Below are 21,676 nucleotides of genomic sequence, written 5' to 3'. Positions count from 1 at the left end.
ACACGGTGAGACTACTGCCAAAGGAGCTTGGCACGCCAGATGAAATATTGGAACGATATGGGATCGAACGGTCAACTTAGCACACGTTCTTTCTTTTTTTCCCTGGGCTTATGTCAAAACCCCAGTAGTAATTTGTAAAACTATGCAGGATATTTTCGCAAAACGTCTAATGTATTGCAGGCTAATGCAGTAGTTGACCGCGCTACTTTACATTTAAGGAGGTTTACGATGTTAGAGAGGATCTTCAAACTCAAGGAACACCAAACGAATGTCCGAACTGAAGTCATTGCTGGTATTACCACTTTCATGACCATGGCCTACATTATCTTCGTCAACCCGTTGATCCTGTCGGACGCGGGCATGGACCAAGGGGCAGTAACTACTGCTACCATCCTGGCGGCAGCCATCACCACCTTTCTCATGGGGGTATACGTCAACTATCCCTTCGCATTAGCCAGTGGGATGGGCCTGAACGCCTTCTTTGCCTATACGGTAGCGGCAAATTATGGGTGGCAGGCCGCGTTAGGTGCAGTATTCATCTCCGGTATTGTCTTCTTAATCTTGGCTGTAACTAACGCCATCACCTACATCGACAAGGCTGTACCACTGGTCGTCAAGCGCGGCGTGGCCGCGGCCATCGGACTGTTTATCGCCTTGATCGGTCTGCGGAACGCGGGTATCGTTGTTGATCATCCTTCAACTCTGGTGACCCTAGGTGACGTCACCGCGAAGGGGCCCTTGCTGGCCATCATCGGCCTAGCCATTACCGCCATCCTCATGGCCCTCCGGGTACGGGGTGCCATCCTAATCGGAATCCTGATTACCACCATCATCGGGATTCCCATGGGTGTGACCGAATTCCAAGGTATTTTCGGCCTACCCGCTGGTTTGAGTCCCATCTTCTTTAAGATGGACATCGCCGGAGCCATCAAAACCGGTTTCTTCGTCATTTTCTCCCTAGTTTTTGTTGACGTCTTCGATACCATGGGAACTCTCCTTGGCACCGGTGCTAAGGCCGGTTTCCTTGATAAGAAGGGCCAGTTACCCAAAGTCAAAGAAGCCATGATTGTAGACGCCGTCGGTACCATGGCCGGCGCCGCCCTGGGAACTAGTACCGTTACCACCTATGTGGAAAGCAGTGCGGGAATTGCCGAGGGTGGACGCACGGGACTCACCTCCGTTGTGGTAAGCATCCTATTCATCGCCTTCTTGTTCCTTACTCCTTTGTCCCAGAGCATTCCCAATGCCGCCACTGCACCGGCGTTGGTAATCGTGGGCGTATTAATGATGGGTGCCATCAAAGACGTAGACTTTGACGATTTCACCGAAGCCTTCCCGGCCTTCATCATCATGGCCTTCATGGCCTTCACCGGAAGTATCGCCAATGGCATCGCTGCCGGCTTCATCGCCTACGTGATTGCCAAAGCGGCTGCCGGTCGTACGAAGGAAGTACATTGGCTGATGTATGTGCTGAGCATCATCGCCATTCTCCACTTCGTTACCCTGGGAAGAGTGGGTTAAAAAACGCGCTGGGCTATTTACCCTTCGGCTCAGCAGACATACTGAACAAGCAACAAGAACGGCATGGCTTGTAGCCATGCCGTTTTTGTTGCTTTCACGAAAACTTCACTGATCCCTTTTTTTTCTGGACGAAACGATCAACTGGTTCTCGAAAAACAAGAAAAACTTGTCCGACCAACAATCTGGCCCCAGAAAAACACTCTGGCCTAACGTGTAAGACAGAACTGTGCCGATGTCAAAAACTGAAGGAATCCTTTGACCACAACCCAGAGGAACCCGATCCTTGGGACTTGTACCCTTCTGTGTAGACATCCCCAGAAGTCACAAAAGCCCACCGGGCAACTCTCCTATGAGGCAAGGACCAAGTAGGCAACCCTACGGCGCCTAACGATAGGGCTAGAAAGTATGCTAGTTTCCACCAAGAGGGTTCCCACCGGACTAGGAACGGTGAGCAAAATTCAACTGCAGTAATGAATTGTGCTTTAACTAACTCCAACTTCCCGGTTCTCGACCGGTTTTCCCTTAATGAAGGCGTCGGCGGGCAGCGCCTTATTGCCCCCTTCTGGTTCTTGCACCACTTGGCATCTCCCCGACAGCTTGCCGCCTTCCTCCACCACTAGGGAACCCACCTGGATATCGCCGCACACCGAACCTGTGGAAGTAATCTTACAGGTCTCCCGTACCTTCAGATTACCCTCAAACCTACCGGAAATATAGCACCGGCAGGCCACCACATCGGCCTGTATAAAAGCTGACTCTCCAATGGTCACAGTCTGCTCAGAGTGGATAGTCCCCCGGACGTTACCATCGATCCGGATATCCCCGGTGAGATTGATGTCTCCTTCCAAGGAGACATCGGGTCCTAAAACAGTCGTGGGCTTGGCCTGTTCCTGGCTGACCTCCTGGGCGCTGCTTGTCAACAACCTTAATGCCACCTTAACACCTCCGTACCCGAGTCTTCAGGGTGCATTTAGATTTTCCATGGCGCCAGCCCACCAAGACAGTGCCTGTCCAGGAGCCGGTATGGTAAGTTTAGTCTAACACGACGGAGATTAGAACGGAAGCCAACGAAAGTTTGTTTTTCCAGACTATACCAAACCCAGGGTCTTTGCCTTCATCACCGCCTGGGTACGGCTGCTGACCCCTAGCTTGCGAAAAAGGCGGTTAGTATGCCATTTGACTGTTCCCTCGGAAAGATATAGAAGCTGCCCAATTTCGCGGTTAGAAAGACCCCGACCCATGGCCTCCAGGATTTGGGCTTCCCGGGAGGTGAGGGAGAGTTCTTCGGTTGATTGGAGCGTGGTGGAGGAATTAGTGGTGAGAAACCCCGCGGCCAAGGCCTGGCACAGCTTACAAATCAATTCCAGCTGCTTGAAGGCAAAGACCCCCTTCACGGTACGATTCTCCAGATAGACCAGATGATCATTGGTGAGGGGATAACAACAAAGGGAGCCAGGCCTGTGTTCTTGGATATAGGGATCTTGGCTGAACACAGGATCCACTAGGGCATCATCCAGGATTACCAACGCTTTCGTGTGAACAACATACATCAGCACCGACCTAGGTAGTAACCGGTGATCCCCCAACGGCGGCTCACCCCGGCTTCCCAAGGAGACCAACTCTTCCTCCGAAACTCGCAAAAGCTCCACCCGGGAGGCCCCCGTAGAAGCCGATAAAACCTCCAGTAAAGTATTCACCACATCCAGTGGTTCCACGGTCAAGTTCTGGAAAACACGGTACAGAAAGTCCTCCTGCTGAACAACAAAGGAGGTAGCCCCATCCATAGCCGGTTCTGGCAGGATTCCGGAGCTTTCGTACACCTCCTGCAACAGTCGCGGATAAGCGGCCCGAAGCAGCCGTTGCTTCCGGATAGCCCCAAAACCACCATACAATTGATGGGCCCGGAATAAATAGATGCGCGCGTTGTCCTCCATTCCCAGTTTCATGTATAACCGAGCTGCCAACTCGCAAGCCAAGGCCCCGTCCAGGAAAAAGTCCTGATGTCCTGCCAACCCAATGGCTAAATTGTAGAACCTCAACGCCCGTTGGACATCGCCCTGTAACCGCTCCTCTTCCGCCGCAAGGACGTAGTACTTGTGAAGGAAATTGTCCGGACAGCTTTGGGACCAAATCTTGAACAGATCCAGGGCCTGGGCCAACGCAGTCTGGGCTTCCTTTAGAGGGGCCACCTGGGCTGCCGCCAGACAAGACCAGTAAAGATACTCAGCGTAAAGCAACTTACCTGCTATCGCCCGCAGATTCCCCGGCAATTTCCTCGCCAACCCGTAGGCCTCCTGGAAACCACCGTGGAGATAGGCGGTCTGGATTTTCAACAGATAGTAAAAGGGTACGATCATGCTGGAATCGCTCTGGAGAAGCCCTACGATACGGAATAGCTCATCATACTTTTCATCGTTCAAGGTGAAGGGCCCGTAGGTTTCGCCCCGCAGATTCTTAATGGTCTGCTCCACCACTTGCAGTAAATCCACCAGGGCCTGCATCCGTAGCCGACGGAGTTGGGCCAAGGCCTCGTGGTTACTCTTTTCCACCATCGCCAGGGATTGGCCCAAGAACCACTGGACTTGCAGCATTTCCGTAAGGGCAGCTCCGACGAAGAGAAAGTCCCCATATTCCTGGGCCTCGGAGGCACATTTTTGGAGAAAGTCCAGGTTTGAACTCACATGCCGGTGCCAATGGTTCATGTAAACACCAATGGTGTAGTACACCCTGTACTGGGGGACGAAGGCTTCCACCTTCTGGGCAAGTTCCAGTGCCAACTGCTGCAGTCTATCCACTTGGGGCAATTCCATGGGGTCGCCACTTAGGAAGGCACCGAAGCAAGCCATGGCAAAGGGAGCATACTCCGTATATCCCTCTTCCAAGGAAAACCCGGCCATGAACACCGAAAGATAACGGAAAAGGGCAGGATTGCATAGGCTAGCCGGGGGAATCAAGTGGGCCACAAGGGCCAGGATCTGTCTAGTCCTCGGATCCGCCGGTTGGGATGCTTCCCGGAATGCGTCTAGCCTATCAGGGGTTAGAAGGCTTCTTACCCTTTGCAGTTCCCGTTGGATATCCTCCTCCGTAGGACAGGAGGGGATATCTAAGCCCAACAGACGCAATGCGTTCAGTCCCGCTTCAATGGCTTCCGCGTCGGTATGACAGGCGGTACACAGGATGGTTTTGCGGGTATAGGCTTCGATTTGCTCCGGTGGTTTGGCCCTTGCCAAAAGGTAGTCCAGCACCACCTCCGCAGCGGCAAAGCCCTCCTCCAAGAACTTGCACCAATAGTATTCCAAATACAGCCCCGCCGTCAAATCATAATACTGCTCCCAACAATGGGTGGGTAGCAGCCGAATCCCCGCCTCCAGATATTGCAAGGCGGCACCAAGGGCAAAGGCAGCCTTGGCCTGCCGGGCTGCTCGCAGATTAAGCCGGGCCACCTGCAAACGTTGCCCTTCGTCCTGCAATAGGCCCTCGGCCAAGTTCAGAAGATCCACACCCTGGAAGACGTCCTGTCCAGTGGATAGATCGTCCAAGAGAACCTGTCCCACTTCATAGGCCACCTGGGCCCGCTCCCCCGGGTCAAACAAGGAGAAGACCGCCTCCCGGACCCGGTCATGGAAAAACCGATAAACCTCTGCTTCTGCCCCGCCGGTCTCCCCATCCTCAAGAATGATACCCATGGTCAGTGCCGGCCGCAGAAGACTACGGGTGTAACTAAGGGATTGACCCAGACAGCGGGCCAGGAGGGACAAAGAAAACTGAACTCCTAAAGAAGCGGCCCGCTTGAGGGCCCCCACGGTCTTGGGCGGCAGGCGCTTGAGACGATTGATCACCACCTCGGTGACCGTCTCTGGCACTTCCGGGGTAACTAACTTCCTTTCGTATTTCCAACACAACTCCTGGGGTGAAAAATAAAGTTCGCCCGCCTCATAGGCATCCTGCAAGAATTGTTTTACATAGAGGGGGTTCCCCGCGGTCTGCTGGTAAACACTGTTAACCAGTTCCTCCAGATTGTTCTGACCCAAGATACCTTCCACCAAAGCCGCGGTATTGTCCAGATCCAAAGACTCTAGGGCCAGCCGTTTGAGGGGTATTCCACCATCTTGTAAGCTGTGTAGCAGCCTGTGGACTGGATGGTCCTGGTCCACTTCCTCGCTGCGGTAAGCCCCTACAAACAAGATACGGCCCCTTGCCTCTTTAAAGGACCGAATCAAAGGCACCGAAGCACTATCCATCCATTGTAGATCGTCGAGGAAGACAACCAAAGGCTGGAGGAACTGGGTCAACAACTGAACCAGAATCTCAAAGGTATGAAAGAAGCGATTGGCCTTCTCCAGGGGAGTCATTTTCCGCAAGGGAGGAAACCCACCGGTCAGTACCTTAAGCAGCGGGATAAACTCCGTCATCAGTCCACCATAGGTCCCCAAGCCCTCCTGTAATCGTTTCCGGCAGGTTGCAATCCCCTCCGCCGGTCCCGCCAGGATATGCCGAATTAAGTTGGTAACTACCCGGACAACACCCCGGTAGGGCACATTCCCCTGATACTGCTCATAGCGACCGGTGACAAAGTAACCCTGTTCTTGCTGCACCACAGACCGCAACTCATCCATTAAGGCGGTCTTCCCCACTCCGGCACAACCGGAGATCATGACCCATTGTCGCTCTCCCCGGCACGCCCGCCCAAAGGCTTCCAAGATTAAGTCCCTTTCCCTTTTCCGACCGTAAAGCCGATGTCCCATCTGCAGCCGGGCAGGAACATCCCCTTGGCCCAAGACAAACTCAGAAATCTTTCCGATAGTCTGCCATCCCCGCACACAACGGACAAGATCCGCCTCTAACCCCTTAATACTCTGGTAGCGTTCCTCCGGGGCCTTGGCCAACAACTTCGCAATAATGCGCCCGAGGGTAATGGGTACTTGGGAATTCAAAGAACAGACAAAGGGCGGTTCCTGGCAGAGGTGAGCCTGGATCCACTCCTGGGGATCCCCAGCTTGGAAGGGGGGGGAGCCCACCAACAACTCAAAAAAGATGACTCCTAGGGAATAGAGATTACTGCGGTGATCCACCGGCCGATTCAGTCTTCCCGTCTCTTCGGGAGACATGTAGGGCCAGTGTTCTGTAGGGTCGGTGGAGGGCTGTAGATAGGCAGTCTGCATACCTTTGTCCAGTCCGATCCTTTGGGGGCAAAGCCCCTTGACCACCTGGCCTCGCTGGTGATACTGGACCAGCAGCCGGCAAAGGGGCAGACTTACAGTCATGAACTCATGAATCCTGTCTATAGCAGTGTCATTTATGTACCGCGTCAAAGGCTGCATGAGACCACCTATCAGGAGAACAAATGTCTCGTTATTCCTGTCTGGCTACACCACAGCTGTAGCCAGACAGGATAGGGTCCAAACACCTACTACTCTACAAGAGAGCCTTAATATTCTTCAGACCCACGGCAACACTATCAATGGGCGCCATGGTATACTCCTCGGTCTCCACAATCAGCCACTCCACGCCAACCTCCCGGGCGGCGGCGATCACACCGGCCAGATCCAGGTCACCATGACCCACTTCCACCTGACGGCCTTCTTTGAAATCCTTCACATGGACCGTAGGACAACGGCCGGCATATTTACGCAGATACTTCACAGGATCCTCTCCACCGCGGAAGACCCAACCCAGGTCCAGCTGGGCTTCCACCTGGGAAGAAGCAGCGGCGAAAATGATGTCTAGGATGTACTCGTCATTGACCTTTTCAAATTCCCAAGCATGATTGTGATATCCAAAGGCAAGGCCATGCTTGGCACACTCTTCGGCCACTTCGGTCAAGAATTCCCCGAACCCTTGCCAGTCCTCATAGGTTTTCAGCTGATCTCTAGGAGCGCCGGGGCAAACAAGCCGGGGCAGTCCCAATTCCAAAGCATAATCGATTGTCTCTTTTAGCTGTTGCTTCAATTGTCCGTAACCTACATGGCTGGAAACCGCCTTTAGGCCTAGATTTGCCAGGACACTTTTCAGTTGGCTAGCGGAAAGTCCCCCGTAGCCGGCAAATTCTACACCCGCGTATCCTTGCTGGGCTACCTTCTCCAAAACACCTAGAAAATCTTTCTGCGTGTCTTCACGTAACGACCACAGCTGCAAAGCGACAGATAGTTGGCTCAACTGGAATGCCTCCTTTATGACAGGAATTCTTGGAAGTTGCCTGCAAAGAGTTTCTGCACATCCCGCTGGATTTCCTCTTTTGTCACCACCCAACCGGTCTCCAGCAAATCACTATATTTATCCACCAATACCTTGGCAATAATCTCCTTGGAGTGGTTCCACTTATAGATCAGCTGGTCCAATACCCGGGCATCGGAGTGCTGTGGGATGAAGCTGGTCCCCAGAAGTTCCATCCGCATCCGGGTAATCTCCTCCACCAGGCTGGGATTATTCAAGAACCACCAGCAGCCGAAGACCATGAGGTTGCGGAACTTTCGGGCCAGTACCGCCAGCTCGTGCTGATTCTCCCGGGAAAGAAGGGTAACCAAGAACTTGTTCTCCGGATACCGGGAGCACAGGTAGCCCACGGTACCAATGTCCGCTTTCCGCACCGCGTCGCCCGCATCACCCAAAGCGGGGTTGATCCTCCGCACCACACCGATCATCGGGGCAAAGGGCAGGTTCCGGTCCCGACACACCGGAAGTATACACTGATCTAGGATCTTGGCTCCGGGACTTTCGCTAGGAAGGACAAAATCATAGGAAAGGGAAGCAGCCACATACAATGCAGACATCCGCTCGATCCAATCCTCCAGGAACCGTCGCACCTCCGCGTAGGTGGTCACATCCAGCGTATTACTTACACTATACCCCAAGCTAGAAAGCTCCGTCACCGCCTGTGGCCAATTCACCAACAGATTGTCAATGCGCAGGGCTCCCTTAAACCGCGGATCCACCTCTCCCCTGTCCCAATATTTCTTCTCCTTGAAGGGATCGTTGGTCATTACAACGCTTTCCACGCCGCTCAGTGCAAAGACCCGATCCACATACTCGGCGGGATCCAGGGACCGGAAATACTCCCGATATCCCTCCAAATCCCTGGCCCCAGTGTCCAACCCCAGGGCCTTAAGGACCGTCAGCACCCCACGACAAGCCTCACTGTAGGGAGTGTTCTCCACAAAGAGAGTCTTCCAAACCAAGTCGGCCTGAGCCTGTTTATCCATAGCCCAGAATTCTTCGTAAGGCATGTTCACCCAGCGCATGGTTTCCGCGACCAAGTAGTGGTAGGTCAAAAGCTCATCGATCCCCCAGAGGAAAAACTCCTGGAAACTGGCAGGATAGATGTGCGTGTGGATATCGATGATCTTCGTCTGAGCCATGGCATCCTTGACCACTGACGCCAACTCTTGTCTGTTCATTGGATCACCCCAAGGTTTATGTTGTATATTCTAGGTTATAAGCCGTTTGCTCCCGAAACCGGGCCACGGCTTCTTCCCACTGGCCATCGTCCGGTGGAGATGACAACTTCACCTCCACCCGCCTTTGGGTTTTATAGAAACTCGGTTCTTTCTGCAGCCCCCATTCTGGAGGGATCAGGGTCATCGCGGCCATTTTGATCGCATGCTGGTTAGGCTCCGGGGCAATCTCAATGGGCCAACCCAGTTCCTTCGAAAGTTCCTCAATCTCCTCCCGGTACCTTTCTCCCACCTCCGGGGAAATGAAGGACAATTGAATAAACTCGGTACCATCGGGACTGTTTCGCTTGCTATGTTTGTAAATCTCCACCCCAAGCCAAGCAAAATGCTCTTTGATGAACCGGAACGCCTGATTAATCTCCCACCGCTTTCCGGAAGGAACCTGGGGTTTTGCCGGAGGCTGGCTAGTCCTTTCCATTAGCACCAGTTCAAAGCCGGTCTGGGCCTTAAATTTCTCCCTCAACCGCTGCTCTTCCACCCCACCGGCCAGTTCCAGCACAACCTTCCGTTCATCGATGTAGATGGATGGCCCCTTCAGGAGCTTGCAGTCTTCCGGTAACAGGCTGTGCAACACCTGGACTAAAGCCCCTTGGTGAGCATGGGCGTTGACTTCCACCCGCCAACCCGTAAGCTCTTCCAATTCCGCTAACCGCGCGGCGAAACGCTGGCGGGCCACATCGGGAAAGTGAAAATATAACTGTAAGACCCTGGATTCCACATGGGCCCCCCGCTTATACAGGCCCGTTTCCTTGGGAAAAAGCTCGTCCACCAAGGACATGGCCGCATTGGGATCCAAGGGCCCTGCATCCTCCACATCCACCGGGGGCACTAGCTCCGGTGCCTTGACCCGATACCGGTTTTCACCAAGTACTACTTGTTTATAATATACGAAATCGGCACTAGTTACCAGTCTTTTCGTCACGGCAACTCGCTCCGCCAGGTCAGGGACTAGTCCGCAGGCTTCCAGGGCCTCTTCCAGGGTGAACTCTTCCTCCCCAAAGGCTTCGAAGAGCAAAGTCCATAGCTTGCGGGGGGTAAACCGTCGGTAAGTGGCTACACTGCTTTGTAGTACCTCGGCCAGTCGCTTTTTCTCTTCACTCCCGCTCGGGTCTACAATGTCCCACGGTGCCACGATGGCCACCAGGGCTTCTGCGGGAAACTCCTGGCCCTGTTCCCCCACCTGCCAGGCCCAAAAGCCCACCGATGAAGTCTCGTAACAGATGCCACACTCCACAGTGCCCTCCCGATCCCGAATCAAAAGCAAGTGACCCTTCAGTTCCGGTGCGTTTGCCATCAGTTGTCTCCGCCGCAACTGATTAGCCACCTGGGCCTTGGTCCGGGCAAAGTAAAGATAGGGTCGAGCGCGATCTGAAACGAAATAGAGTTGATCCTCCCCAAGGGCGACCTCTAACTCCGCCAACTGTCCCTCGGTCATCTCATCTCCATACCAAAGGCGGCCCAGCTCCGACTGGGAAAACAGCCGTTTAGCCAAAGTTCGCTCCTCTACGATCCTCAACCAAAGTTGTTCCAGATCTAAGGGTGCACCCTCGCCCCAGCCTCGGTTGCGTCCTCCCCGGGATTTCCGTATACGAAACTGCAGTTCGTCTCCGTTTTCCACCAGATACACTGCGGTATCCTGCAACCGTTGCCCCAGTTCTCTACGCGCCGGCTCATCCCCATGGACCAGGATGGTATGGGGGGGATTGAGCTGATGGACGAGACTGGCCAACTCTCCGGCATCTGCGTGGGCGGAAAGCCCAAACTGCTGGATTCGGCACCGCACCGCCACTTCTTTGTCGCCCAAACGCAGGGTACTTTCCCGACCAGCCGCCACCTCCAAAAGACGCCTTCCGGGACTTTCCTCATCTTGGTACCCGGTGAGAAAAATAGCGTTTTCCATACTGCCCGCCAACTGCTCCGCATAATACTGGCTGGGGCCCCCACTGAGCATGCCGGAACTGGCCACAATACAACAGGGCGGACCGTGGAGGATCTGTTCCCGCTCTTTACTGTTCCTCACCGGTTGTACCGACCCACCCCGGGGATAGAAGGGATGGGCACCGGAGTCAATGGCCCGCCTCAACTTCGGAGTCAGGTACTGGGGAAACTCGGTGTAGACCTCACAGACACTGCGGACCATCCCATCCACCCAAATTGGACACGGGGGAAGCTCGCCTGCCAATTGCATGGCCCGGAGGATCAGGATGACCTCTTGGGCCCGTCCCAGGGCAAAGGCCGGAATGAGGACTTTACCCCCCGCGGAAATCACCTCGGCTACGGCGCGACCCAGGCGCCTTTCTTCAGTGGTCCGATTGGCATGCATCCGGTTACCGTAGGTGGACTCCAAAAGGAGCACCTCCGGCTCAAACCGAGGATAGGTCATCCCTGGAATCGTACGCTGGTCCGCTACGGAAAGATCCCCACTGACCAGAACATTTCCTGCGGAGGATTCAATACCGATAAGGCTGGCCCCCAGAATGTGCCCTGCGGGAAAGAAATGTACCTGACCGGCCCCGTTCGGCAAGGGCACCGAGGCAGCAAGCTCCACGGGAACGACCTTGGTGAACATGCTGTTCACCAGGCCCACGTCATATAGGGGTACCTCTAACTCCCTTTCTGCCTTCTGCTCCATAATCCTTAAGGCATCGGCCAACAGTACAGCGATCAGACGGGCCGTGGGAGTTGTGCAATAGATCGGTGCCTGGGGATAAGCCTGATGGACTAAAGGCAATGCACCACTGTGATCCAAGTGGGCATGGGTTAGAAAGATCGCATCCACACCACCTAGTTCGCTAATCCGGGCCAGATCCGGAAGGCTATCCTGGGGAGCACCATACTCCGCCGCCCCCCCTAGACGGACACCACCATCCACCAAGACTTTGCATTCCCCAAGATCTATATGGAGGCAGCTCGCTCCCACCTCATCGCCGCCACCAAGGATCGCGATCCGCATCCCAGTACCTCCGTTCATTCTTCTTTCTCCGCATCGACAGTCCTCTGGATAGAGCACCTAGCCCCGGCAACCCGGGCCAATGCTTCGTAATTCAAGGAAAAGGAAAGGAAATCTCCCACCTGCACCGAGGTGGTTTCCAATGGTTCCAGCACCAGATGATCACTGGTGGCCCCCACCACCTGCAGACCCCTTTGGCGCGGCCGCAAGCCATCCACCGCCACATCCAACCAGCCGAGGGCCACCACGATCCGCCGGGGCCGAACCTCCACCACCTCGGCCTGGAGGGTGAACACGTCCTGATAAAGATACGGTACCGGGTTTCCCTCGGGCACGTAACACCCGGTGAGGATCGTCTCCCCAATCCTCAGTTCCGTAATCCCCGGGGGAATCTGCCCCGCCTCCAAAAGCTTCAAAGAACTGGAATTACCCCCAGAGACCACCGGGAAGTTAAAACCAGTATGCTGGCGAATCTCCCGGGCAAGCTCCACTAAGGCCTGCAGCTGTGCCTTTGTAGGCGGTAAGCCAGATAAACAGGTAAAATTGGCCCCAATCCCGCTCAGCCCGAGGCCGGGCATCTTCAGGACCTGTTCCGCCACCCAGGATGCCTCCTCGGGAGGGATGCCCTCCCGGCCCTCACCCAAATCGATCATTAGGATCACCCGGTGTCTTTTGCCTTCGTTTAGAGCTTGGTCATTAAGCGCCTTTAGCACCACTACTTCGGTATTGAAGCTCAGATCCACAGTGCCGACCACCCTTGGGACTTCGCTTAGGGCCGGACTCCGCAAGAGGGCAAGCTCGAAACCACAGTCCCTCAATCGGGCCAAGTTGTCAAGGCGTGAATCGGCCAAGACCTTGGCCCCACCAGCAACGAAGGCTTGAACAAGTTCAGGTTGACTCCCAAACCCTTTAGTAACCCCCGTTAACTCCAGTCCATGTTTGGCACACAAAGCAGCAATTTGGGAGACATTATGTCTTAATTTCCACTCATCCACCAAAAGACGCACCGTCACGCTATCACCTATGGGCCAAAATCCTGCACTCCTTGACCCTATTGTCCGACAAGAATTTGCCAGTGTCAAGGACAATCCGGTGCGGCCTTGCACCCTGTCAAGGCCTACTGACAAGCACCGTAGAGATCTACCGGAAGGGTTATTAGAAAAGAGCAGGTTCGCAGAAAAGTTGACTTTCCCCGTACAGATTACCCCAATTTGCCCTGTTTGTCCCTCTGTGTTAGAATAGGGACCGTTCCAAAGCTGGACACTCCATCGCAGGGAGGTCATAAAAATGGACCCAAGAAACAAGAGTTCTCAGGAACTTGCTCAAGAACGTGCCAAGCAACTGCGGGAACGCATCACCGACTATCTGGAGGCGGAAAAGAGTATCGTCACTGGTTTTCGAGCAGAAGAACAGATTCGGGAAAACCAGGCCAGAATCAAGAAACTCCTGCATGCTACCGAAGAACAGTGGCAGGATTGGCGTTGGCAGATGAGAAACCGCATCAAATCTGTTGAGGTCTTGAGGGAGATCATCAGGCTTTCCGATGGGGAAGCAGAGGCCATCGAACGGGTGGGGAAGCAATATCGTTGGAGCATCTCTCCTTATTATGCCTCTCTAATCGATCCGGAAGATCCCCGGGACCCCATCAAGCTGATGTCAGTCCCCTCGGCCTTGGAGGAAGTACCCGTCGGTCAATTGGATCCCATGGCCGAAGAGTACACTTCACCGGTTCCGGGGGTCACCAGGCGTTATCCCGACCGGTTAATCATCAAGGTAACCAACCAGTGTGCCATGTATTGCCGGCATTGTCAGCGCCGGCGTCTCATCGGAGAACAGGACACCCACATGACCAAGGAAGACTTAGCCCGGGCACTACAGTATGTCAAGGACAACCCGGAGATCAGGGATGTCCTGTTAACCGGTGGCGACGCTTTGATGCTGTCCGATGAGACTTTGGACTGGCTCTTGGGTGAACTGCGGGGAATCGAACATGTGGAGATCATCCGTCTCGGTTCCCGGACACCGGTCACACTGCCCCAACGGATAACCCCTCAACTATGCGAGATTATCGGAAAATATCATCCAGTTTTCTTGAATACGCATTTTAATCATCCTAAGGAGATCACCAGAGAAGCAGCTACGGCTTGTGACCGACTCAGCCGCCAGGGAATCCCCCTAGGCAATCAGGCCGTGCTCTTGAATGGGGTCAACAACGATGTCCATGTCATGAAAAAACTGTGCCATGAACTACTGCGGATTCGTGTTCGACCCTATTATATTTTCCATGCCAAACACGTACGAGGTACCACTCATTTTCGTTGTAAAGTGGAAACAGGCTTCGAGATCATGGAGAAACTGCGGGGTTATACCAGCGGCATGGCCATCCCCACCTATATCGTCAATGCACCGGGCGGATACGGCAAGACACCGATCTTGCCTAACTACGTGGTATCCTGGGGTAAGGACCATGTGCTAATCCGTACTTGGGAGGGGCACCTCATCGAGTATCCTAACTACGAAGGGGAATTGCCCTTTGAAGAGGAAAACAACGATTCTTACCATTAGAGCGTCCGCAGCCGAAGCATAGGACGTCTGAACAAGATTCCGGAGTGTCCAGCTTCATATGTAATGTTAAGTAGGGCCCAGTCACTTTCCTGGGCCCCCAAAGGTTTACCCAACAGGTTCAAACTTGTCCTTCTTAGCCTTACAAACAGGACATACCCAATCCTCGGGTAAGTCAGCGAAAGCCGTACCGGGCGGAATCTTGGCCGCGGGATCCCCATTCTTGGGGTTGTAAACGTAACCACACACCGTACAGCGGTAGGCTCCCTCGGAAATCCGCTCTTCTGGCTGGCGGTATGTGGGGGCCGTTTTGGGAGCAGTGCCACCCTTCACCGCGTAATAGTGGGCATAGGTCAACGGTATGCCCTCCATCAACACCTCTGCGTCGGTCAATTCTCCCACAAAGATGGTGTGGGTGTAGTAATCGTGTTGACCGATCAGCTTCAAACCGAGCCAGCCCAGGGTGTAATCCTTCAAATAGGGCACCCCGGCCGGGCTTAATCCATAGTTCAATCCGGCGAACTTATCCGTGTCCCGGCCTGATTGAAAGCCAAACTTGCCAATCAGCTCCATGGGAGTATCTAGGGAAAGGACGGACAGGGTAAACAACCCACTGGCCTTGATGAGGGAGTGGGTATAGTTCTGCTTATTTATCGCCACTGCCACACAGACCGGTTCTGCTGTGATCTGAAAACCTGTATTCGCGATCTGCCCGTTTATCACGTCATCGCCTTTGCTGCTTACAACATACAGACCATAGGACAATTGCCACAGGGCTTTTATATCCATAGCATCGCGGCTGTCTTGCCGCCGCCTACCCCCTTCATTCTACCGGCTCAAACTCGTCCTTTCCCGCCCCACACAGGGGACACACCCAATCCTCAGGCAGATCCTCAAACGCGGTGCCTGGCTCCACACCGTTATCGGGATCGCCTACCTCAGGATCATAGATATACCCGCAGAGTGTGCATTCGTACTTTGTCATGCATTTCCCTCCTCTCTTCTAATTGTCTCCAGCAGCTGGGCTGCAAATTCCTGACCAGCGTTGAAACAGGCCTCCAGGACTTCCTGATTGGGCACATACCAGGACCGAATCCCCTCGCGGAAGACACCCAGGCCCATCTCGTCAAATAACTTTTCCACTTGACCTACCGCTTCTCCACTCCAGCCATAGGAACCAAAGACAAAGGTCTGTAAGTTTCTGGGACGCAAACCCTTGATGTAAGTAAGTAGTTCCCCTACCCTGGGGAGGAGGCCGTTATTCAGGGTGGATGTTCCGATGATCAATCCACCGGCTTCCAAAAGCTCCGCCACCACATCACTGCGGTGGGTTACCCGCAGATCCATTCCCTTAGGTTCGACACCACCGGACCAAAGACCTTCCATAATGGCATCGGCCATCTTGGCGGTACTACCCCACATGGTATCATAGGCCACTACCACTTTCTTGGTGGGCTTCTGTTCTGCCCAGCGGCGATACAGAGACTGAATGGTTTGTAGGTCCTTGCGCCAGATGAAACCATGGGCCGGAGCAATGATTTTGATCGGCAGATTCATGGCGGCCACTTCATCCAACAGTTCTGGGACCAGTCCCGAATAGGGAAGCAGGATATTGGCGTAGTACTTCACCGCTTCATATTCCCAATCATCGATCTGATCGTCAAACCGGGCATTGCTGGCCAGATGCATACCGAAGGCGTCACTGGAAAACAACACCCCATCCTCCACCAAGAAGGTAAACATGCTGTCAGGCCAGTGCAGCATCCGGGTCTCGATGAACTCCAAGGTGAGATTCCCCAATGACAGCTTGTCCCCCGTCGCCACAGGTACTAAATTCAGGGGCTGATGGAAATGGGCCTGCAGGTTCCGCACCCCCATCTTGGACGCAAAGATCTTCTCCGGCTGCACCAGGGCCGCCACCTCCGCCAGAGCCCCTGCATGATCCGGTTCCGAGTGATTGGAGATAATATAATCGATCCTGCTCGGCTCGATCACCGAAGAAATCCGGGCCAACAGTTGGTTCTTAAACTCTGGTTCCACGGTGTCGATCAGGGTGATCTTATCTCCCAGGATGAGATAAGCGTTATATGTACTCCCCCGTTCCGTAGCGTATCCGTGAAAGTCCCTAACCGTCCAATCGATGGCACCAACCCAGTAGACGTGATCACTAACTTTGATTGCTGAATAAGGGCCTGTATACATATCTGACTCTCCTTTGCAGTTAGTGTCCCGCCAAGAAACACCAGTAATGATAATGATTACTAGTAGTTTAGACTGGATGGTGTCCCTTGTCAACAGAACAATTGGGGTTATTACGAAGGCCTGACTTCCCTACCGGTTCCTGGCCACAAAGCTAGCGACAGTGGGCCTGCATAGACCCACAAGTCCCACCGGTACCATCACCTGTACAGCCCGTAACAGAAACCGGCGTTAGTTTTTCACCTTCCGGATCCCACAGGCTTCCCAACCGAAGCCAGACCCATCATAGTGAAGTCTTCTTCGATGGTAAACCGTTTCTTTAACTGATTTCACCGTTAGAGAAAAAGGAAACTAGCCCAGAACAAAGGGGCCGCTTTGTCCTTTGGGACCTTTGACAGCTTCTTGAGAACAAGCAGCTCCACCGTGGTGGAAAACTCCTTTAAGCGCCTGCAGTTTTTCAGGATTCGGCGGATGTCACCACTAACCATCCTGGTATGTGACAAGCACCACCCTTGATCGTTTTCATGCGGTCTAACTGTTTCCTCGCAGAGACCTCCCTTCAACGACATTCTGGCTGAAACATTCGTCGAACTTCTCCAAGACCCAAACCGGTATTGGTATACGATGACTGTTAAGGGATGATGCTGGCTGTGTACCGACGATTCGTGCCGGACTTCACAATAGTAGTGACCAGTGTCGCATCCCAAATATACGCCATCTTTCAAACGTCTACGATGGGTGTTTTCTGCGCCTAGTAACCACGACGACACCCTTAAAGTATGGATTGCCGCTGCTCCCGTCTCGTTGGTCATCCCTTCAGCGCACACGTTCAACCGGCAAGCCACCCTTGAGAAAGGATCGGAAGATAGCCACAATGTCACGATTTGTAGGTAAGATCGGTGCGTGAGTTTTTTCGGGGGTTGCTTTTTCTCCAAAAATATGGTATAAAGTGATCGTGATACTTTTCACAACTTGCCGGTCGTCGGGCTACGGCTAGATGGCGGGCACAACAGGACAACGATCCCTAAGACAAGGTCTTTCTGAGTTGAGGGGCAATCGACATCGATGGAGCGACGTGCGCTGCGCTTTGGCAAGGTGTCTATTGCTGACCTTGTCAAGGCGCTTTTTTATTTTTCCCAAGGAGGTAACAAGATGACACAAGGTATCGGTGTGTTGGGTATCGTCATTGAGAATCGTCAGGAAGCAGCAGAACGGGTCAACAGGTTACTGAGTGAATACGGGGAAATCATCGTGGGGCGAATGGGGGTACCCTATCGCCAGGAAGGCGTCTCGGTCATCGCCCTCATTTTAGACGGCTCCACCGACGAAATCGGTGCCCTCAGTGGGAAACTTGGCACCATCCCCGGTGTGAAGGTGAAGACCGGCCTGATTACCAAAAAGAATTGAGGCAAGAACCATGACCAAACAGGACCTCATTGACAGGCTCCAGGCCCGGGGGCAGGAACAGGAAAAGCTGTGGGCAGAGGCAGACCGCATCCGCAAAGAAACCTTAGGAGAGGCAGTCCATCTACGGGGGATTATCGAGTTTTCCAACTACTGTGTAAGAAACTGCGTTTACTGCGGATTGCGGCGGGACAATCGCCGGCTACTGCGGTACCGAATGAGTGTAGAAGAGATCCTCCAGGCAGCCCGGATCGGGACTGCCGCAGGATATAAAACCATCGTCCTCCAGTCAGGGGAAGACCCTTGGTACGATGTGGACAAAATCTGTACCATCGTCCGGGAGATCAAACAAATGGGCGTGGCGGTAACCCTTTCCTTGGGAGAGCGCCCCAAGGAGGAACTGGCCCAATTCCGGCAAGCCGGGGCCGATCGCTATTTGTTAAAGCACGAAACCATCGACCCAGATCTCTACGCCCGACTGCACCCCCGGGGAAGCTATCGGTCCCGGATTGGCGCCCTCTATACCCTGAAGGAACTGGGCTACCAGGTGGGCACAGGCATCATGGTGGGGCTACCCGGACAGGGGCTGGAGACCATCGCCGCGGACATTCTCTTCATGAAAGAATTTGCACCGGCGATGGTAGGCATCGGAGTTTTCATTCCCCACCCCAATACACCCTTGGGGGCCACACCACCGGGCTCCGTGGACATCACCTTGAACGCCGTTGCCCTTACCCGGTTAGTCCTGCCCGACGTTCACCTGCCGGCCACCACGGCCCTGGCCACCATCGATCCCAAGGGTAGGGAAAGGGCACTTCGGGCTGGAGCCAACGTGATCATGCCCAATATCACGCCCCTGCATTACCGGAGGAAATACGAGATTTACCCGGGCAAAAGCCGTGGCGCCCGGGCAAATCATCTTACTGTCCGCGAAGAAATCGAGGACATGATCCGCGGACTCGGCCGCACTGTTGCCCAGGACCATGGCCACTATTACAGGAGGGACGCAAATGTCCAAGTATAACACAGGGTTTATCAGTGACGAGAAGATTTGGGGACTGCTCGAGGAGGCCAGAGAGAATCCTCTGGATCCCCAGGAACTGCAGGCCGCAATCCATGCGGTGGAAAGGGAAGGTGCCTTGTCCCTGGAATTGGTTGCCCAGATCCTGCAATCCTCTGACCCGGCGGTGGAGGAAGCCCTATTCCAAGCTAGCCGGGCGGTAAAACAACGGATCTACGGCAGCCGCATCGTGTTGTTCGCACCCCTATACATCAGCAATTATTGTGTAAACAGCTGCACCTATTGTGGGTATCGCTGCAAGAACCCCATCTCCCGTAAAAGCCTCACCATGGAGGAGATCGCCGAGGAAGTCCGCTTATTAGAACAGATGGGCCACAAGAGATTGGCCTTGGAGGCAGGGGAAGATCCGCTAAACTGCCCTATCGAATATGTCTTGGATGCCATCTCCACCATCTATGATACCGCAGCGGACAAAGGCATCATCCGGCGGGTCAATGTGAATATTGCCGCGACCACGGTGGAGGAATATCGTCTTTTGAAAGAAGCAGGGATCGGCACCTACGTACTGTTCCAGGAAACCTATCATCGGGACACCTATGAAAAGGTGCATCCCAGGGGTCCAAAGCACGACTACCTATGGCATTTGTTCGCCATGGACCGGGCCATGGAGGGGGGAATCGATGATGTGGGCTTGGGAATCCTCTTCGGCCTTTATGACTACCGTTACGAAGTATTGGGACTTTTGTTCCACGCGTATCATTTGGAACAGGAATTTGGCGTGGGACCCCACACCGTCTCTGTACCTAGGCTGCGGATGGCACCGGGGGTGAACCTGGAAAACTACCCCCACCTCGTCACGGATCATGAGTTGAAGAAAATCGTGGCCCTATTCCGCTTAGCCCTGCCCTATACAGGCATCATCATTTCCACCCGGGAAACACCCCAGCTGCGGGGCGAACTCTTAGAGCTGGGCGTTTCCCAGATCAGTGGTGGCTCCCGCACCGATGTGGGTGGCTACGCAAAGGCCCACGAGGACTCGGCCCAATTCGAAGTGGCAGATCACCGCACCTTAGATGAGGTGGTCCAGGATCTGTTGAAACGGGGTTTTCTGCCCAGCTTCTGCACCGCCTGTTACCGTCAAGGCCGCACCGGTGACCGGTTCATGGAATTGGCAAAAACCGGGGAGATCCAAAACGTCTGTCAGCCCAACGCGCTCTTCACTTTGCAGGAATACCTGTGCGATTACGCCTCGCCGGCCACAAGGGAACTGGGAAGCCGGTTTATCCAAGGGGAACTGGATAAGCTTAACAACCGCAACCAAGTCCGAAAGATCGAAGAGGCCCTGGCGAGGATCAATAGCGGAACCAGGGATATCTATTGGTAAGGGGCGATAGGATGGCGACTACACCTAAAGGAGAACGGCCACAAATTGTCTTCGTCGGTCCGACTAACGTGGGTAAATCCAGTCTGATCAACGCGCTTACAGACCAGGCAGTCTCCCTGGTCTCCCCGGTACCGGGAACCACCACAGATCCGGTCTACAAGGCCATGGAACTTCTCCCCTTCGGACCGGTGGCCCTGGTGGACACCGCAGGGTTTAACGACCAAAGCCCCCTGGGTCAACAGCGGCAGGAACGGACAAAAACCGCACTGACCAATGCTGATCTGGCGGTGGTGGTCACAGACCATCCCCAAAGGCTTAATGAGGAAATCATCGCGCTTTTGGCAAGGGAGCAGATCCCTTACCTACAGGTCTTGAACAAAGGGGATTTGCTTACGAACGAGTCGATACCCGACCATTTCTTAGTGGTGAGCAGTAAGACGAAAGAAGGCATCGATGAGCTGAAGGAAGCCATAGTGGAGAAGTTGTCCCAGGAGCAAAAATCGTCCAGCATCGTGGGAGATCTGGTCAGCCCCGGGGATCTGGTGCTTTTGGTGGTGCCGATCGATGAGCAAGCCCCCAAGGGGCGCCTGATCCTCCCCCAGGTCCAGACCATTAGAGATCTATTGGACCATCATTGCCAGGTCCTCGTGGTCAAGGATTCCGAGCTTTCCCAAGCCCTGGAGGGATTGAAGGCCTCTCCTTGTCTGGTTATCACCGACTCTCGCATCTTTAGGGAAGTGGCCCAAAGGGTGGGAGATCAAATTCCACTGACCTCCTTCTCCATCCTGTTCGCCCGGTACAAGGGGGATTTACCCCTACTGGTGGAGGGCGCAGCCCAGATCGAAAGGCTCCAGACCGGCGATCACATCCTAATCTGTGAAGCCTGCACCCACCGCCCCAGTACAGAGGACATCGGCCGGGTGAAGATCCCCGCCCTACTGCAAAAGAAGGTCAACGGCCCCCTCCATTTCACCTGGGCGGTGGGGCAAGATTTTCCAGAGGACCTTTCACCCTACAAATTAGCCGTCCATTGTGGCGGCTGTATGGTGACCCGCAAAACGGTGCTGCAGCGGTTAAAACGTCTGCAGAAGGCGGGGATCCCCGTAGTCAATTACGGGGTGTTATTGGCCTATTTCAGTGGCATCTTGGAAAGAGCCCTCGAACCCGTGATGTAAGCGCAAGAA

General features: G+C 54.2%; 15 protein-coding genes. 6 read left to right on the top strand and 9 right to left on the bottom strand.

What is annotated here, in order from left to right; genetic code table 11:
- Nucleotides 1-228 precede the first annotated feature (228 nt).
- Entirely contained in the window at nucleotides 229-1,521 is a 1,293-nt protein-coding gene (locus GXX57_11410) for an NCS2 family permease (protein HHV45252.1), read from the top strand.
- A 482-nt stretch (nucleotides 1,522-2,003) separates the two neighbouring features.
- Here GXX57_11410 and GXX57_11405 read toward each other — a convergent pair whose 3' ends face one another.
- The 6 genes from GXX57_11405 to GXX57_11380 form a co-directional block, all read right to left on the bottom strand.
- Nucleotides 2,004-2,456: a polymer-forming cytoskeletal protein gene (locus tag GXX57_11405; protein HHV45251.1), complete on the bottom strand. Its 453-nt coding sequence runs from the start codon at nucleotides 2,454-2,456 to the stop codon at nucleotides 2,004-2,006.
- Nucleotides 2,457-2,609: 153 nt separating this feature from the next.
- Nucleotides 2,610-6,785, bottom strand: coding sequence for an AAA family ATPase (locus GXX57_11400; protein ID HHV45250.1), 4,176 nt, complete (start codon nucleotides 6,783-6,785; stop codon nucleotides 2,610-2,612).
- A 151-nt stretch (nucleotides 6,786-6,936) separates the two neighbouring features.
- Nucleotides 6,937-7,677 carry a sugar phosphate isomerase/epimerase gene (locus GXX57_11395; protein HHV45249.1) on the bottom strand — a complete coding sequence of 247 codons (741 nt, stop codon included), beginning with the start codon at nucleotides 7,675-7,677 and terminating at the stop codon, nucleotides 6,937-6,939.
- Between the two features lie 14 nt (nucleotides 7,678-7,691).
- Nucleotides 7,692-8,915: a glucuronate isomerase gene (locus GXX57_11390; GenBank protein ID HHV45248.1), complete on the bottom strand. Its 1,224-nt coding sequence runs from the start codon at nucleotides 8,913-8,915 to the stop codon at nucleotides 7,692-7,694.
- 16 nt (nucleotides 8,916-8,931) lie between these two features.
- Nucleotides 8,932-11,925 carry an MBL fold metallo-hydrolase gene (locus tag GXX57_11385; GenBank protein ID HHV45247.1) on the bottom strand — a complete coding sequence of 998 codons (2,994 nt, stop codon included), beginning with the start codon at nucleotides 11,923-11,925 and terminating at the stop codon, nucleotides 8,932-8,934.
- 14 nt (nucleotides 11,926-11,939) lie between these two features.
- Nucleotides 11,940-12,935, bottom strand: coding sequence for a hypothetical protein (locus GXX57_11380; GenBank protein HHV45246.1), 996 nt, complete (start codon nucleotides 12,933-12,935; stop codon nucleotides 11,940-11,942).
- Between the two features lie 274 nt (nucleotides 12,936-13,209).
- On the opposite strand from GXX57_11380, the gene eam reads away from it, so the two are divergent.
- Nucleotides 13,210-14,487, top strand: coding sequence for a glutamate 2,3-aminomutase (gene eam / locus GXX57_11375; GenBank protein ID HHV45245.1), 1,278 nt, complete (start codon nucleotides 13,210-13,212; stop codon nucleotides 14,485-14,487).
- Nucleotides 14,488-14,592: 105 nt separating this feature from the next.
- Here the strand turns inward: eam and GXX57_11370 are convergent, their stop codons facing one another.
- From GXX57_11370 to GXX57_11360, 3 genes are read right to left on the bottom strand one after another with little or no spacing between them, the layout of a single operon-like run.
- The gene (locus tag GXX57_11370) at nucleotides 14,593-15,273 is read right to left on the bottom strand and encodes a High molecular weight rubredoxin (protein ID HHV45244.1); all 681 of its coding nucleotides are present in this window, start codon (nucleotides 15,271-15,273) and stop codon (nucleotides 14,593-14,595) included.
- A gap of 34 nt (nucleotides 15,274-15,307) precedes the next feature.
- A complete protein-coding gene (locus GXX57_11365) occupies nucleotides 15,308-15,469 on the bottom strand; it encodes a rubredoxin (GenBank protein ID HHV45243.1) in 162 nt (53 codons plus the stop codon).
- Nucleotides 15,466-16,686: an FprA family A-type flavoprotein gene (locus GXX57_11360; GenBank protein HHV45242.1), complete on the bottom strand. Its 1,221-nt coding sequence runs from the start codon at nucleotides 16,684-16,686 to the stop codon at nucleotides 15,466-15,468. Before GXX57_11360 ends, GXX57_11365 begins: the two co-directional genes overlap by 4 nt.
- Before the next feature lie 1,149 nt (nucleotides 16,687-17,835).
- On the opposite strand from GXX57_11360, the gene GXX57_11355 reads away from it, so the two are divergent.
- Genes GXX57_11355 through hydF form a run of 4 tightly spaced genes read left to right on the top strand, consistent with a single transcriptional unit; the run spans nucleotide 17,836 to nucleotide 21,667 of the window.
- Complete coding sequence (locus tag GXX57_11355) at nucleotides 17,836-18,090, top strand: CopG family transcriptional regulator (protein ID HHV45241.1); 255 nt, start codon at nucleotides 17,836-17,838, stop codon at nucleotides 18,088-18,090.
- 10 nt (nucleotides 18,091-18,100) lie between these two features.
- Nucleotides 18,101-19,111, top strand: a complete 1,011-nt coding sequence (gene hydE, locus GXX57_11350; GenBank protein HHV45240.1) for a [FeFe] hydrogenase H-cluster radical SAM maturase HydE — start codon at nucleotides 18,101-18,103, stop codon at nucleotides 19,109-19,111.
- Entirely contained in the window at nucleotides 19,098-20,492 is a 1,395-nt protein-coding gene (hydG, locus tag GXX57_11345; protein HHV45239.1) for a [FeFe] hydrogenase H-cluster radical SAM maturase HydG, read from the top strand. Before hydE ends, hydG begins: the two co-directional genes overlap by 14 nt.
- Before the next feature lie 11 nt (nucleotides 20,493-20,503).
- Nucleotides 20,504-21,667: a [FeFe] hydrogenase H-cluster maturation GTPase HydF gene (gene hydF, locus GXX57_11340; protein HHV45238.1), complete on the top strand. Its 1,164-nt coding sequence runs from the start codon at nucleotides 20,504-20,506 to the stop codon at nucleotides 21,665-21,667.
- Nucleotides 21,668-21,676: the final 9 nt, after the last annotated feature.

Source organism: Bacillota bacterium (assembly GCA_012839765.1).
GTDB lineage: Bacteria > Bacillota > Limnochordia > DUMW01 > DUMW01 > DUMW01.
Note: the sequence above shows the minus strand (reverse complement) of the source record. Positions and strands in the feature narration are given on the sequence as shown.

Bases quoted from the DNA above. Each gene is read 5' to 3' on its own strand.
- GXX57_11410 (HHV45252.1), top strand. From the start codon at position 229: ATGTTAGAGAGGATCTTCAAACTCAAGGAACACCAAACGAATGTCCGA.
- GXX57_11400 (HHV45250.1), bottom strand. From the start codon at position 6,785: ATGACTGTAAGTCTGCCCCTTTGCCGGCTGCTGGTCCAGTATCACCAG.
- GXX57_11390 (HHV45248.1), bottom strand. From the start codon at position 8,915: ATGAACAGACAAGAGTTGGCGTCAGTGGTCAAGGATGCCATGGCTCAG.
- GXX57_11385 (HHV45247.1), bottom strand. From the start codon at position 11,925: ATGCGGATCGCGATCCTTGGTGGCGGCGATGAGGTGGGAGCGAGCTGC.
- eam (HHV45245.1), top strand. From the start codon at position 13,210: ATGGACCCAAGAAACAAGAGTTCTCAGGAACTTGCTCAAGAACGTGCC.
- GXX57_11370 (HHV45244.1), bottom strand. From the start codon at position 15,273: ATGGATATAAAAGCCCTGTGGCAATTGTCCTATGGTCTGTATGTTGTA.
- GXX57_11365 (HHV45243.1), bottom strand. From the start codon at position 15,469: ATGACAAAGTACGAATGCACACTCTGCGGGTATATCTATGATCCTGAG.
- GXX57_11360 (HHV45242.1), bottom strand. From the start codon at position 16,686: ATGTATACAGGCCCTTATTCAGCAATCAAAGTTAGTGATCACGTCTAC.
- GXX57_11355 (HHV45241.1), top strand. From the start codon at position 17,836: ATGACACAAGGTATCGGTGTGTTGGGTATCGTCATTGAGAATCGTCAG.
- hydE (HHV45240.1), top strand. From the start codon at position 18,101: ATGACCAAACAGGACCTCATTGACAGGCTCCAGGCCCGGGGGCAGGAA.
- hydG (HHV45239.1), top strand. From the start codon at position 19,098: ATGTCCAAGTATAACACAGGGTTTATCAGTGACGAGAAGATTTGGGGA.
- hydF (HHV45238.1), top strand. From the start codon at position 20,504: ATGGCGACTACACCTAAAGGAGAACGGCCACAAATTGTCTTCGTCGGT.